Below are 13,438 nucleotides of genomic sequence, written 5' to 3'. Positions count from 1 at the left end.
ACACGGCAGAGGTCTGTCCTGGTGGTGATGTGGTTCTTGAGAGCACCTGTCGATCGCTTACCCGTGATGTGTTCCAGCTCTGCAAGCTCCGTGATCCAGACGCGATGCGCTGCAACCGTCATGTCCTTGGCCTGATCATGCGTCGAGGAAGAAAACCAATCAGGGTTGGGGACAAGCGCCTGAAAGCTTGAGCTTTTACGGATGCCCTGAGCCCCTTTAAGCGTCAAGACAAAGTCAAACTGACAACCCGGCTGAAACACCCGCCAGACAGCACCAAGTAAAGCGGCAGCCCACATCGCGTCATACAGCGGGTCTGACGTCCCGAAGTAGTCCGCGGAGAAGGTCGATAGGTCGACAGGTCGAATTGATTCGTCCTGTTCGAGGTCCTCGAAATACCTCTGCACTGGGTGATAGCGACCCTCACGCGCAACTTTCAGAACCGTGTCAGCAGCTGTTTTGGGATTGGCCTCATAACCAACCTCAGACAGCCCGATGTACGCCTCCTCAATGTCCGCAACCGGCAGAGGTCTGCCATCAAGCTCAACCTCCTGAGTCAGCTCATTGAAAGCCAGCCGATACGGAGCATTTCGCCAAAGCGCACATAGTTCAGCGGGGTTCAACTGCCGCTTTTTGGCTTCAACGCAAGGCACCAGGTCTTTAGTGAGATGTCTCATCGCTCAAGACACCCCTTGCTGATATCGAGCCTGAAGGCCACGCTCGTTGAACGCATCACGAACGAGAGCAACGTTCCAGGTGATGGCGCTGTTTTTGCTTGGGCCCAGGTTGTAGTGGACTTTGTTTTCTAGGAATCCACCCCTGGATTCCACCTTTCGCTTCAGCGTGTCTTTGCTGATGCCCAGCTCGCTAGCTGCGGCTGGTGTCGGTTTCCATTGCTGCATTGGTAGTAAACGAAGGATCAGGATTCGTTGAGGGCAACTTTTCTCTGATTGCTGCTGCTACTGGATCACGCTTGCCCTGATGAAGAGCAATGACCTGATCAGCAACTTGAGGCACCGGCCGAGTTACACAAACCAGCTCGGTCATCTGACGTACGTGCTCAGCCTCACCTTTGCCATCGGCGGTGAACTGAGCCGAATAAGGACTAATGCGAATGTCTTGGCCATTCACACGAACCTCAGTCAGAGACTGTCGGCGGTATTTGTTGCGGTTGCGGGGCATGAAACAGCAATAGGAAGTTCCCTCATTGCTGACCTGATCCACCCAGTCACCAGTTTCCTGGCCAAGTACCAAGCCACGACTAGCTGAGGTCGCGGGTGCGCAGCGGAGAAGGGATTAGAGAGCCCTAATGCGATACGCCTATCAACACAAAAACACTACATGAGGCGGCAAGAGCCTGCATGCATCCAAAGATCCACAACGGGTGGTGTGTGGCCTCCGCACGAGCGGAACACACTCAATGCGGAAACACACTTACAAAACACACTCATCGCCGTGAGACGAGGAGTGAGATGTCAATGGAGCCAAGGAGACTCGAACTCCTGACCCCCTGCATGCCATGCAGGTGCTCTACCAGCTGAGCTATGGCCCCATATCGACGTGGTGGCTTCAGAGCCGCCGTTGTCGTGTCACAGCTTACACCGCGGGAGCCTCAGACCTGCCGCCACACGGCAACCAAGCGACCCTGCACCTCCACCTGTTCGGCGGGAAGCTCAATCGGTTGATAAGCAGGGTTGGCAGCTTCCAGCACCACCGTCGCTCCCTGGCGATGGAAATGCTTGAGCGTGGTGCCACTGCCGGCCACCAGAGCACTTACCACCGTGCCGTTGCGCAGCCGCTGCGGATCCTGCACCGGCTCCATCAACACCACATCACCATCGGCGATGTGGGAGTCGACCATCGAGTCACCGTTCACCGTCAGGGCAAACAGGCCACGGGTCTCCAGCACCGGCGCCAGATTGAGATGCTCCTGAACATCATCAAAAGCCGTCACAAGGCCACCGGCGGCAACGGCGCCTAGCACGGGAATCCCTGCGGCACCCACCATGTCGCCCAAGAGCTGCAGAGTGCGCGCCTGGCCTTCCTGCCAGGTGATCCATCCCTTCTGCTGAAGATGGCGCAACCGGCTCTGAATCGGCGCAGGAGAGCGCAGTCCCATCGCCTGCATCATCTGGCGAATCGAAGGGCTGTGGCGATGGGTGCCGATGTAGTCCGACAGCCAGTCGTAAAGCTCTTGCTGAGCAGTGGTGAGGGGCTCCTGGGGGGCACGGGTCACCGCAAGAAAAGGTTCGGGCAATACATTTGTACCGCTCCTTGCCGTGTGCCGCAAGCGCAGGCTCAGTTCAAACCAGCTTCCACACCGCAGCCTCGGGAATGCTCGGCGCCAGGGTCAGGTCTTTGGGCTCCTTGAACACCACACGCCATTCGGGAACCCGGCAGGAGACATACCCGGGATGCTCAATCAGCAGCCCAGGCTCCTCGGTTGTGCTGGCCACCCAGCCCGACATCCAGTGCCCCTCCTCCGAGAGGCCAGCTTTGAACCAAACCCAGCAGCGTTCCTTACGCATCGCGATGCTCTTCAGCGGTTTTTGTACGACTCAAGCTGTTGCGGACAGGCCGCCATCAGATATCCCATCAACTGCCCGGTAATACGGGACTTCTCTTGATCGGTTGGTGCGTTGGGAACATCCTCGTAACGCATCGAGGTGTCGCGCTCAAACATGGTTTTGAGCTCAGGATCCGGCAAGGCGTAAAAAGCATCCACACCCATTTCACAGATTTTCTCGGCCGTCCAGCGGGCAATGGTGCTCTGCTGTTGTTTGTCGGTGGCCTGATCCGCTGATGCTGCCACCGCATGGGCGGTGACGATCAACGGCACCAACCAGCGGTGGATCACCGTCACAGACCACCCATCAACGCCGCCAACAGCGCCTGCTGCGCATGCAGGCGGTTTTCCGCCTGATCAAAGATGCGGCTCGCCGTGCCCTCCATCACCTCGGCGCTGATCTCCTCACCGCGGTGGGCCGGTAGGCAGTGCAGAACGATGGCATCGGCTGCCGCCTGCTCCATCAGGGCTTGATCCACGCAGAATCCCGCAAAGGCCTGCTCCCGCTCCGCCTGTTCGGCTTCCTGGCCCATGGAGGCCCAAACGTCGGTGTAAACGGCCTGGGCTCCCGCCACCGCCTCACGGGGGTCAGTCACCACCTCAATCGAGGCACCGTGCTGTGCCAGGGATTGGGCCTGCTCAAGCACACCCGGCAAGGGCTCGAAGCCCTCGGGGCAGCCGATCCGCACATTCACCCCCAGCAACGCGCCGCAGAGCATCAGGGAATGGGCCACGTTGTTGCCGTCGCCCACATAGGCCAGGGTCTGACCAGGAAGGGCGCCATGGGCTTCCTGCATGGTGAGGAAGTCGGCCAGGGCCTGACAGGGATGCTCCAGATCGGTGAGGGCATTGATCACCGGCACCGAGGCCCAGTGGGCGTAGTCCACCAGTTCCTGCTGAGCGAAGGTGCGAATCGCCAGCACATCGCAGTAACGGCTCAGAACCCGGGCCGTGTCTTCCAGCGGCTCGCCGCGGCCGAGCTGGGTGACGGAAGGATTGAGATCCACCGTCTGGCCGCCGAGGCGGGCCATGGCCACCTGAAAACTCACACGGGTACGGGTGGAGGCCTTGCTGAAGATCAGACCCAGCACACGGTTGCCGAGATCGATCCGACGATCGCCGCTCTTCAGTTGTGCAGCCAGATCCAGCAACGCTGCTGTTTCCTCAGCCGAACAATCCGCTGAGGAAAGGAAGTCACGTCCGCACAGCGGAGACAGGACAGCAGCAACGCCCGCAGAAGCGGTAGCCATCGCGACGGTTCAAAGGACTGTTATCGGGGATGAGGCCCGCTGCCGTCAAGCGGTCACACCGGACGGCAGCACACTCGCCTCGAGCATCTGCTTGAGGTCATCCCCCTCGATCACCTCTTTCTCGAGGATCTTCTGGGCGATCGTCTCGAGCAGCGCCATGTTTTCCCGCAGGATTGCGAGGGCATCGTCGTGGGCCTGGTCCACCAGCCCGCGGACCTCCTTATCAATGGCCTGAGCCGTGGCATCACTTACTGAGCGGCGGGGGTTGTTGCCTCCACCAAGGAAACGGCCACCGCCCTGCTTGTCGTAGGCCAAGGGCCCCAGGGTGTCGCTCATGCCATAGGTGCCCACCATCTGCTCAGCCAGATCGGTGGCCCGCTGCAGGTCGTTGGCAGCACCCGTTGTGATCTTGCCGAAGACGATCTCCTCAGCCGAGCGACCACCGAGAAGCGTGGCGATCTGGCCCTGGAGTTCCTCCTTGGAATTGAGGAAGCGCTCTTCGGTAGGCAGCTGCAGGGTGTAGCCCAGGGCGCTCATGCCACGGGGCACGATCGAGATCTTGGCCACCTTGCTGCCGCCAGGCATGAGATGGCCCACGATCGCGTGGCCCACCTCGTGATACGCCACCACCTTCTTTTCGTCGTCCTGAAGGACGCGGCTCTTCTTCTCCAGACCAGCCACAACCCTCTCGATCGCTTCACCGAGGTCCTGCTGCTCAACGCTGGTGCGCTGGGCACGCGCTGCGAGCAGGGCAGCTTCATTCACCAGGTTGGCGAGATCAGCGCCGGCAAAACCACTGGTGGCCTGGGCGACGCTGTCGAGGTCAACACCTGCAGCGAGCTTCACCTTCTTGGCGTAGATCTCGAGGATAGTCTTGCGGCCGGAGAGGTCCGGACGGTCCACCAGCACTTGCCGGTCGAAACGGCCGGGACGCAGCAGAGCTGCATCCAGCACCTCGGGCTGGTTGGTGGCCGCCAGAACGATCACCGGCTTGTCCTGGGCGGTGAAGCCATCCATCTCGGTGAGCAGCTGGTTGAGGGTCTGCTCCCGTTCGTCGTTGCCGCCGACAACGCCCATGGAGCCCGAACGGCTCTTGCCGATGGCGTCCAATTCGTCGATGAAAATGATGCAAGGCGCTTTTTTCTTCGCTTCTTCAAACAGGTCGCGGACCCGGGCGGCACCAGCACCAACGAAGAGTTCCACGAACTCCGAGCCGGAAATGATGAAAAAGGGCACCTCGGCTTCGCCGGCCACGGCCTTGGACAGCAGGGTCTTACCGGTGCCGGGAGGGCCGACCAGCAGCACACCTTTAGGAATGCGCGCACCGATCTCGGCATAGCGCTCAGGGCGCTTGAGGAAGTCGACGATCTCCGTGAGTTCCTGCTTCGCCTCATCCACGCCCGCCACGTCGGCGAAGGTGATCCGCGACTCCTCATCGGGTACGTAAACCTTGGCCTTGCTCTTGGTGAAGCTCAACGCCCCCTGAGCACCACCGCCCATCGAGCGGCGAGCAAAGAACTGCAGCACCAGGATGAAGATCAGGGGCGGCACCACCCAGCTGAGGATGGTGGTGAAGATGTTCGGCTTCTTCGGGGGAGCTGCCGCGAATTCAACCCCCTTGGTCTCGAGGCGTTGGGGCAGATCCATGTCGAAGATCGGCGTAGTGGCCAGCACGGGAGGTGTGCCCTCTTCGGGATCACTCAGCTCGTAGCGAATCTGGTCTTGCGTGATGAAGGCCCGCTTCACCGCACCGTCATTCACCTGGTCGATGAACAGGGAGTAGGGCACCCGCGGCACCTGCTGCATGCCGTTGCTAGGGAGGAAGCTGCTGGCCAGCAGCAACACCCCGAAGCCAATCAGCACCAGGTTGATGATCCCGAAGCGACGGTTCGGCTGGTTGTCGTCCTGGCGGATCGGCATGGATGGCCTGAGAGTTCCGACACGCTACGAGGGATCTCTGGCAATCAACGGGTGTGAGAACCGAACGGCGCCTAGCTTCTGCCCATGTGTGGTCGCTACTGCCTCGACACGCCTCGCGCGGAATTGCAGCAGCTGCTGCGCAGCTGGTTGCGGCCGGAGGACAGCGCCTGGCTGGAGCATTACGCCCCCCGCGAGCTGATCCGCCCCCATGAGCCGGTGCTGGCGGTGCGGCGTGAGCACGGTGAAGACCGTCTGTCCCACATGCTCTGGGGCCTCCTGCCGGGCTGGGTCAAGGACCCGCTGCAGGCGCCGCGACCGATCAATGCCCGCGCCGAAACCATCGCGGAGAAAGCCTCCTTTCGCGGGCCATGGCGTCATCACCGCTGCCTTCTGCCCAGCACCGGCTTTTTTGAAAAGGGTCATCTGATCCAGCGCAAAGACCGGCAGCTGTTCTGGCTGGCCGGTGTCTGGGACCGCTGGATCGGCCCCGATGGCAGTGAAGTGGAGACCTGCTGCGTGATCACGACGAAGCCCAACAGCCTGGTGGCCCCATTGCACGATCGGATGCCGGTGATCATCCCCGAGGGGTTGGAGAGCATCTGGCTGGAACCGGGTGATGGAGCCCACCGACGCGCCCTCGAGCCGATGCTCACGCCAGCGCCAGCGGAGCCATGGGACTGCAGAGCACTCAAGCCAGCGGCCCCTGCCAACAGGCACCAGCAGCTCTCCTTGCTCGATTGAGCAAGGCTTGACAGCCGCAGCTCACTGCCGAACCTGGGGGCAGCGACAGTGGCCAAGGTGCTGGTGGGACTGGTTCAGGGGCTCCTGCGGCGGGATGACACCCAGCTAAAGCTGCTGCTGCTCTGCACTGTGATTGCCACCGTGGGCTTCGCCTTTCCCCGCTTGGTGTGGGCGACCTACATCGGCTACAGCCTGATTGCCTTGCTGCTCACCCAGGTGATGGTGGGGAGCAGCAACGCTCCGAGCTGTAGTAATGCGCTGTATCGGGGTCTGGGGCTGATGGCCGTGGTGACCATGTGGCTCTGGCTGCTCACGCCCCTGGAGCTGATCTACAGCGGCATGCCGCTGGCCCTGAGCTGGAGCGTGCTGGTGGGCTGGAGCGTGATCCGCCTGGTAACCCGCTTCGCCAGCACCAAGCGCGTCACCGAAGCGCTGCTGATGGGTGCCACGGCCGGGTACCTGCACATCGGACTCGCCGCCGGCCTGGTGATGAGTGCTCTGGGAACCATCCAGCCGGGCAGCTTTCAACCCCTGGAAATGGCCAACGTCGGCGATTCGAGCGTCCTGGCCAGCGCCCGCCTTTTTTCGGCAATCAACTACTAAGCCTTCGTTTGCCTCACCACCGTCGGTTTTGGGGACATCAGCCCGATGCTCCCCCTGTCACGGATGGTGAGTGTGGCCACCAGCGTTGCCGGACCGCTCTACCTCGCTGCCGTGATGGGAGTGCTGATCGGCCGCTTTGCCAGCAGCCTCGATCGGCAAAGCCGGGAGCGCTGAGCTCAGCTGCCGCTGCGCCAACGCAGCAACCAGTCGTTGCCCATGGGCTCGCTCTGATGCCACTGCCCCTGCAGCACCTGATCCATGGCGCTGAAGTTCAGATCTCCAAGGGGGGTGCGGGCCGCCATGCCCCCCATCAACTTCGGAGCCACCACCGCTGCAATCTCCTGCACGCAGGCCTGCCGGATCGCCGCGGCCGCCAGCTCAGGGCCGCATTCCCAAAGCACCTGGTTGCACCCCCGTTCCGCCAGGGCCTCCATCAGCTGCTGCGGTTCACAGGACGAAAGCCGAAGTGCCTCAGGCCCGGATGGCAAACGCCGGAGGTCGGCATCGGGGCCATGGGCCACGAGGGTCGGCGCCACCGCGGTATCCCAGAGCTGAGCCTGATCCGGCAGATCCAAACTGCGGCTCAGCACCACCCGCAGCGGTTCCGGTGAACGCCGGCCCCTGCTGGTGAGCAGCGGATCATCGCCGCGCACCGTGCCGCCCCCAACCACCACGGCATCCATGCCACTGCGCAGCTGATGCACCCAGTCGCGGGCGGATGGACCGCTGATCCATTGGCTGGCGCCATTGGGCAAAGCAGTGCGGCCATCGAGGCTCATGGCCCACTTCAAGATTCCAAACGGGCGGCCGGTGCGAACGCGGTGCAGAAAGGCCCGGTTCTGCTGGCGAGCCTCCTCGCGAAGCACACCACTGATCACATCCAGCCCCGCCTGCCTCAGCTGCCGGATGCCGCCCCCATCCACCCGGGGATCGGGATCCTCCAGGGCGATCACAACGCGGCCAATGCCCGCGCGAAGAACCGCCTCACTGCAGGGGGGCGTGCGGCCGTGGTGGCAGCAGGGTTCAAGGGTGACCACGAGGGTTCCGCCCCGGGCCGCATCCCCGGCCTGCCGCAAGGCCACCACCTCAGCATGGGCGTCTCCGGCCCGCGCATGAAAACCTTCGCCCACAAGGCGCCCTTCGCGATCAAGAACCACGGCCCCCACGAGGGGGTTGGGGCTGGTATGGCCTTCGGCAAGGGCGGCCAGGGCCAGAGCCCGCCGCATCCAGAGCTCCCACATCAGCTGAGGGGCAGCTCCTGCAGGGAGCGCCATTCACCAACGACGTAGGGAGGGATAGGCAACTCGGTGAAGACACCCGGCAACGCCAGACGCAGCGGTCGGTTGTTGCTGAGATCGTCCAGCAGAGGATCGAGGGCAAATTCAGCCGCTGCGTCGCGGCCATCGGTGGCCAGCACCGGGTTGGCCAGGGTGATGTCGTCCAGCTGCCATTCGCGCCGACCCGCCAACACCTGGAGGCTCACCGGATGATCGAGCCGCAGTTTCCCGGGATAGCCCACCACGCGCAGCACCACCGGCTGGCCCGGAGGGCCTTCGCGGTAGGCCACCGCCTGCCAGCTGTCGTAATCGAGGTCCCTGAGGCTCTCCAGCGAACGGACCATGGCGACGCCATCCTCGTTTTCGTGCTGATGAACCTGGGCCCATGCCAGACCTGGCGTGAGCAGCAGCAGCCCCAGAGCAGCCAACAAACAGCAGAGCAAACGGCGCATGGGCAGGAGGTGAGTGAGTGAATTCTCACAACAAACCTGTACAGAAGGCGATTCACGCCAAAAATCAACCCATGGAGGTTGCATTCCACTCTGCTCTGGGCCTCAGCAAGAGCCTGCAGGCGGTGGGCTTTGAGATGGATGTCGCCCAATTGAGCCGGGGCCGGCTCGAAGGGAGCTTCCGCTGGGTGGTTCACGGCAGCTACCGGTTTTATCCATCCAGACCAATCAAGACCTGCTGCTTCAGTGCAACCGACGCCCTGGGGTCTTGCCCCTCAGCTTGAACACCACCGATCAGCTACCGGTGGTTCGCGGGAAGGAAATACAACACTGCTCACTGAATGGTTTTCAAACCGGCCTGAGCGACGCTTTTGTTCAGCTTCCGGCAGGAGCCCACATCCAGGTTGCCCTCGTCTCCCAGACACGATTTGAACAGCTCGCCACCGCCACCGGTGATCACCAGACGCTCGAGGTGATCCACAGGTCCAACTCCGCCAACCTCCACCCCCAGAGGTTTGAGGAGATCAGCGCCTTGATCCAGGCCCAGCTGATGGGAGGGGGCCAGGAGGATCTGGTGGAAGTGGCGGTGCTGGAGACCATTGGCGGCAGCACCGTGCATGAAATTGCCTGCCATTACGGCTTCCATAGCCGGAATCACTTCGCCAGGGATTACCGCAACCAGTTCGGTGAATCCCCCAGCGCCTCGCTTCAACGGGCATCCGCTCCGGGGATGAGCGTCCAATCGGTCTCCGTGGCCCAGAGCCCCCAGATGGCCATGGCCCTGAGGTAGTGACAGGCCCGGAAGGTGTTCACCGCAGTGATCGCCTCAGGAGTGCGGAATTGCAGACCACCGGAATACACCTGCTCGACAACCGCTGAGCAGATCGCTTGCGCCGTCTGCTTGTCTCCCATCAGGCGGTAGTAGCTGGCGATCCCGAAGTTGATCCCCGTCCACACCTCGAGCGGGTGGGTGCCATTGGGATCCAAGGGCATGCCATCGCGGCGCAGGCCGTTGGCCACACCGAGGGATCCACCATCGAAAGCCTCGAAACAGGCCTCCTTCACGGCCTTCAAGGTGCTGCGGCTGTTGTTGTCACTCACCACCGGCGGCAGGCCCAGGAGCCGTGCGTAGAAATCGCCGCAGAGCTGATCGGCCATCACCACCGGCGTGCCGCTCTCGGCATCAATGTCGTAGTACTCGCCGTTCCAGAGCAGCTTGTCGAAATTGCCTCGGGATTGCTCCAGCCAACCGCTGAATTCACGTTGCTCAGCGGAGGTATCGAGCCCTGTGCTGAGCTGAAGCGTCTGGGCAATGGCCAGAGCAGCCTCAAGCGCAGCAATCCAGAGGGCACCGCAGTAGGCACTCACCCCTTTGAGGGGCCAGTCGTCGAAGGTCTGATCCGGAGCACCGCCGTTGTCGGGCAGGCCGTCGTTGTTCACATCGAACGTTTTCAGGTAGCGCAGCGCCTCCACGGCCGCCGGCCAGCAATCGGCGAGGAAGCGGATGTCTTCACCACTGGGGGCGAGCTTGAACGTGCGCCACACCTGCAGCACAAAATCACTGCCGAGGTCTTTCCAGAGGTTGCAGTCCTGATAAGCGGTGTAGTTGGTCGCATCCCAGGGGATCTCGTTGGGAGCCCCCAGGTCGTGGGGGGTGGCTCCTTTCACCTTGCGGTCAGCCTCCACCCGGCCCTTGCCCTGGGTGAAGTACCAACCGATCGGGCGCTGGGTGGCATCTGCGGCCGGGACCGCCCGGGCAAAGCTGCGCAGCACGGCCTTGTCGAGTTCTGGCCAGAGCTGCAGCAGGGCCAGGGATCCGTAGAGACGAACGTCAAGACTTTCGTACCAGGCGTAGTCGAGGCACTCGAGAACGCCGAAGCGGCCGTAGGGATCCTCCGGTGATGCCGCACTCCAGAGACTGCCGCCACTGCAGAGGTCATAGAGCTCATTGAACAGAGCCATTCGCAGCGGTTCCGGCAGGTCCTGGCGTTGCATCACCGGCTGCTGCCAGGCCTCGATCTGCTGGCGCCAACTGCGCCAGTCACGCAGCGCTTCAGCGGCAATGGCAACCGCCTGGTTGGCATCCGCAGCGAAGAAGTCGGTGTAGCGGCGCAGCGCCTGGCTGCCGGTAGCAAAGGCCGTCACAGGCAGATCCCAGCTGATCACCAGCGGAATCTCAATGCTCTGCCCGGGGGGCAGCTGACACTGCACCGCCAGCGCAGCACTGAGGGGATCGTCGGATCCACTGCGTCGGTCGTTGTTGCTCTCGGGGATGGAGCCATCGGCACTGAAGCTGTCCCACAGCTCACGCCCATCACCGCTGGGATTCCAGCGACTGCAGCGCTGGATCGTCAGACCGGGCTGCTCGGCTGTGGCGATGCACCACTGGCCCTCACCTTCGGCAACGGGGTTGGAGACGTTGCCCTCCAGTACCACTCCCTTGAGGGAGCCATCGTCAATGCAACGGTTGCGCTGGCCGGTGGTGCTGCCGATGGCCGGGGCGTAGTTGTGCTCCGGGCTGCCGTCATCTCGGAAGTGAACCTCCGCCGAGGCATCGGTGTTGGTGAACCAGCCGGTGGTATTACGCCAACTCAGCAGCAACGACAAATCAAGAGGCTGATCCGTGGGATTGCGCAGCGTCCAGACGAACACCGCCACCGGGTAGCTGGTGCGCTGGTAATCACCCGGCAGGATCGGGCTGAAGGCCTCACAACGCACCTCGGCGTCATACACGCCCTCATAGCTGGTCCAGCTGAGGGGATAACGGGCTGAATAGGTGCCGGTGCTGCGATCCGGCGTGCTGGCCGGGTACCACTCCCAGGCCTTTAGCGGCTGGCCAGCCTCCGGCCGCGAGGCATCCCGATCCGGCTGAACCGCCAGGGCGTGGGCGCGCTTGCCGCGGCCATTCCCTTCAAACAGAGCGAACTGGCAATCGGGAAGCACCCCAAACCAATGCTCGCCGCCATCGAGGTGCCAGAGGTTGATGTTGCCGTCGGGCGCCCGCCCGAAGCAGCCAGCTCCGAAGCCCCCCAGCGGCATGCCGTGGTTGGGGCCGTCGTCGAGGTTGCTGGCATAGCGAACCGTGTAGGGCTTGTCCCAGCCCAGGCCAAAGGGTCGGCTCCAGGAGGCCTCCGGTGGCTGCCAGCCCTTGGCTTGCTTGCCGCGACCCAGCAGGGAGTTCAGAGCGGACCAACCGAACGAAGCCATGCAGGGGCCGAGAGTCGCCCCAGATTGCCAGGTTTGACGCGATCAGCCAGCCGTTGCGATCAGCCAGCCGTTGCGATCAGCCAGCCGTTGCGATCAGCTCGCAGACATCAACCTGCAGACAGTGGTGAGGGATTGTCTTCGGCATCCAGCAGGGCATCCAAGGTGACCGCCGTGCGGACCAAGGCTTGATAGCGATGCAGGCTGCGGCGGTTCTGATCCAGCCAACGGCCAGGGGCCGTCCCCTCCAGGTCGGGCTGATCGGGATCGAGCAAGGGCAGATCGTCCTGCTGAGCAATCAAGGCAATCACAAGCTCATGCAAGCGTTGGCGACGATCGTGGGCTGGGGTCATGCCTCCTCCATCAGGTCGTTCAGGCGCTGTTCCGCCGCCAAGGGCAGGGTCACCGGATCAGCGGTGTAGCTGCGGGCCTGGGCAATCCGAGCCTGCAGCGGGGCCTGCGCCACTGGCCAGCTGCTGAGCCCGAGTTCGTCATAGATCCGTTTCAGCGCAGCGAGGGGGTGGCGGATCAACTCCTCATAAGGCAATTCAACCAACTGCCCCGCAGGAATCCGGTACCGAGACGCCTCAAAGGCCTCAAGCAGCTGGCGATGGGCCGCCACCGTTTCCTCCACCTGGGTGACGGCATCGGGCAGGGGCTGAAGCCCCACCAGTGAACCCAACCGCTGCTTCACCTGAACCAGCGAACGGATCGAATCCTGCCGATCACGCCGCAGGAGCACAAAGCGCGCCCTGGAGAAGTGGCGCAGCACCAACTCCACCCGGGCGGAATGGGCGCTGTTCTTGATCAGCAGTCCCTCCTTCCCATGCCCGTCATGGAGCCAGGTGAGCTTGGTGAAGTGCAGCCACTGCCGCTCGAAGGCAGCGGAAGAACCCAGAACATTGCGCCGGAAAAACCAGGGATAGGCCAGGGGAAAGGCCATACCCGCCATGTTGGTGTCGATGCTGAGTCGGGCCAAACCGAGCTCATCCTCCTGGGGGTCGTCCGGACCCCAGGGCACCGCATCGATCGGCCGCTGGCGCGTCATCCACGTTTGGAGTGCCCAGCGAATCAGAGGTTTGAGCAGCAGCGCCACCTGCGGTGCCGTGGTGAGCGAATTGCGCGCCGTGGCCAGCGTGGGGTCACAGGCCAGCAACTGATGCAGATAGGTGGTGCCACTGCGCCAGTGGCCAATCACCACGATCGGATCGTCCGGCAGTTCAGCCTTCCGCAACCGGCAAGCCCACAGCCACGACTGCAGCCAAGCCAGAGGCTCCACCAGCAGGCCACTGAGTCCCATCAAAAGGCCCACCCTCCAGCAGGAGAGGGCCGGGCGACGCAGCTGCAAGCCTCGAAGCAGCACCGCAGGACGCAGGAAGCCCCCAGCCACCAAGCGATCCACCAGCAGATCACCCCCTGCCATGGCCCCAC

The 13,438-nt window shown here is 62.8% G+C and carries 16 protein-coding genes, 1 tRNA gene and 1 pseudogene; 5 read left to right on the top strand and 13 right to left on the bottom strand.

Features of this window, described 5'->3' with window-relative positions; translation table 11 throughout:
* From DXY04_RS06535 to ftsH, 8 genes are all read right to left on the bottom strand, one after another.
* On the bottom strand, window positions 1-674 hold a 674-nt coding region (locus tag DXY04_RS06535), incomplete at its 3' end, for a VapE domain-containing protein (protein ID WP_198409843.1).
* A gap of 190 nt (window positions 675-864) precedes the next feature.
* On the bottom strand, window positions 865-1,179 hold the full coding sequence (locus tag DXY04_RS11805; protein ID WP_136975376.1) for a hypothetical protein: 315 nt from the start codon (window positions 1,177-1,179) through the stop codon (window positions 865-867).
* 297 nt (window positions 1,180-1,476) lie between these two features.
* Window positions 1,477-1,549, bottom strand: a tRNA-Ala gene (locus tag DXY04_RS06520).
* Window positions 1,550-1,609: 60 nt separating this feature from the next.
* Window positions 1,610-2,233: a transcriptional repressor LexA gene (lexA, locus tag DXY04_RS06515; RefSeq protein ID WP_115161482.1), complete on the bottom strand. Its 624-nt coding sequence runs from the start codon at window positions 2,231-2,233 to the stop codon at window positions 1,610-1,612.
* Between the two features lie 67 nt (window positions 2,234-2,300).
* Window positions 2,301-2,525, bottom strand: coding sequence for a hypothetical protein (locus tag DXY04_RS06510; RefSeq protein ID WP_115161461.1), 225 nt, complete (start codon window positions 2,523-2,525; stop codon window positions 2,301-2,303).
* An 11-nt stretch (window positions 2,526-2,536) separates the two neighbouring features.
* Window positions 2,537-2,860, bottom strand: a complete 324-nt coding sequence (locus DXY04_RS06505) for a hypothetical protein (RefSeq protein WP_115161460.1) — start codon at window positions 2,858-2,860, stop codon at window positions 2,537-2,539.
* The gene (gene argF / locus DXY04_RS06500; RefSeq protein ID WP_115161459.1) at window positions 2,857-3,813 is read right to left on the bottom strand and encodes an ornithine carbamoyltransferase; all 957 of its coding nucleotides are present in this window, start codon (window positions 3,811-3,813) and stop codon (window positions 2,857-2,859) included. The genes DXY04_RS06505 and argF overlap by 4 nt, the downstream gene beginning before the upstream one ends.
* Window positions 3,814-3,858: 45 nt before the next feature.
* Entirely contained in the window at window positions 3,859-5,733 is a 1,875-nt protein-coding gene (gene ftsH / locus DXY04_RS06495) for an ATP-dependent zinc metalloprotease FtsH (protein WP_006851758.1), read from the bottom strand.
* An 84-nt stretch (window positions 5,734-5,817) separates the two neighbouring features.
* Here ftsH and DXY04_RS06490 point away from each other — a divergent pair, with 84 nt between their 5' ends.
* The 3 genes and pseudogenes from DXY04_RS06490 to DXY04_RS12635 all read left to right on the top strand — a co-directional run.
* Window positions 5,818-6,474 carry an SOS response-associated peptidase gene (locus DXY04_RS06490; protein ID WP_115161458.1) on the top strand — a complete coding sequence of 219 codons (657 nt, stop codon included), beginning with the start codon at window positions 5,818-5,820 and terminating at the stop codon, window positions 6,472-6,474.
* A 48-nt stretch (window positions 6,475-6,522) separates the two neighbouring features.
* On the top strand, window positions 6,523-7,077 hold the full coding sequence (locus DXY04_RS06485; RefSeq protein WP_371634525.1) for a two pore domain potassium channel family protein: 555 nt from the start codon (window positions 6,523-6,525) through the stop codon (window positions 7,075-7,077).
* 12 nt (window positions 7,078-7,089) lie between these two features.
* Window positions 7,090-7,251: pseudogene (locus DXY04_RS12635) on the top strand (ion channel); the annotation flags it as partial.
* A gap of 2 nt (window positions 7,252-7,253) precedes the next feature.
* Here the strand turns inward: DXY04_RS12635 and ribD are convergent.
* Both ribD and DXY04_RS06475 read right to left on the bottom strand, forming a co-directional pair.
* Window positions 7,254-8,318, bottom strand: coding sequence for a bifunctional diaminohydroxyphosphoribosylaminopyrimidine deaminase/5-amino-6-(5-phosphoribosylamino)uracil reductase RibD (gene ribD, locus DXY04_RS06480; protein ID WP_115161457.1), 1,065 nt, complete (start codon window positions 8,316-8,318; stop codon window positions 7,254-7,256).
* Window positions 8,318-8,806 (bottom strand): DUF3122 domain-containing protein, encoded by a 489-nt coding sequence (locus DXY04_RS06475; protein WP_115133018.1) that lies wholly within the window; start codon window positions 8,804-8,806, stop codon window positions 8,318-8,320. The genes ribD and DXY04_RS06475 overlap by 1 nt, the downstream gene beginning before the upstream one ends.
* Window positions 8,807-8,877: 71 nt before the next feature.
* On the opposite strand from DXY04_RS06475, the gene DXY04_RS06470 reads away from it, so the two are divergent.
* Both DXY04_RS06470 and DXY04_RS12455 read left to right on the top strand, forming a co-directional pair.
* Window positions 8,878-9,087 (top strand): hypothetical protein, encoded by a 210-nt coding sequence (locus DXY04_RS06470; protein WP_115161456.1) that lies wholly within the window; start codon window positions 8,878-8,880, stop codon window positions 9,085-9,087.
* The gene (locus DXY04_RS12455; protein ID WP_244278604.1) at window positions 9,072-9,593 is read left to right on the top strand and encodes an AraC family transcriptional regulator; all 522 of its coding nucleotides are present in this window, start codon (window positions 9,072-9,074) and stop codon (window positions 9,591-9,593) included. The genes DXY04_RS06470 and DXY04_RS12455 overlap by 16 nt, the downstream gene beginning before the upstream one ends.
* Here DXY04_RS12455 and DXY04_RS06460 read toward each other — a convergent pair.
* The 3 genes from DXY04_RS06460 to DXY04_RS06450 all read right to left on the bottom strand — a co-directional run bounded on the left by DXY04_RS06460 (window position 9,512) and on the right by DXY04_RS06450 (window position 13,430).
* Window positions 9,512-12,010 (bottom strand): GH116 family glycosyl hydrolase, encoded by a 2,499-nt coding sequence (locus DXY04_RS06460; protein WP_115161455.1) that lies wholly within the window; start codon window positions 12,008-12,010, stop codon window positions 9,512-9,514. The genes DXY04_RS12455 and DXY04_RS06460 overlap by 82 nt on opposite strands.
* A 107-nt stretch (window positions 12,011-12,117) precedes the next feature.
* Entirely contained in the window at window positions 12,118-12,360 is a 243-nt protein-coding gene (locus DXY04_RS06455; RefSeq protein WP_114988399.1) for a hypothetical protein, read from the bottom strand.
* On the bottom strand, window positions 12,357-13,430 hold the full coding sequence (locus tag DXY04_RS06450) for a sulfotransferase (protein WP_115161454.1): 1,074 nt from the start codon (window positions 13,428-13,430) through the stop codon (window positions 12,357-12,359). The genes DXY04_RS06455 and DXY04_RS06450 overlap by 4 nt, the downstream gene beginning before the upstream one ends.
* Between the last annotated feature and the right edge of the window lie 8 nt (window positions 13,431-13,438).

This window comes from Synechococcus sp. UW86, from assembly GCF_900474085.1.
In the GTDB taxonomy this organism is placed as follows: domain Bacteria; phylum Cyanobacteriota; class Cyanobacteriia; order PCC-6307; family Cyanobiaceae; genus Parasynechococcus.
Note: the sequence above shows the minus strand (reverse complement) of the source record. Positions and strands in the feature narration are given on the sequence as shown.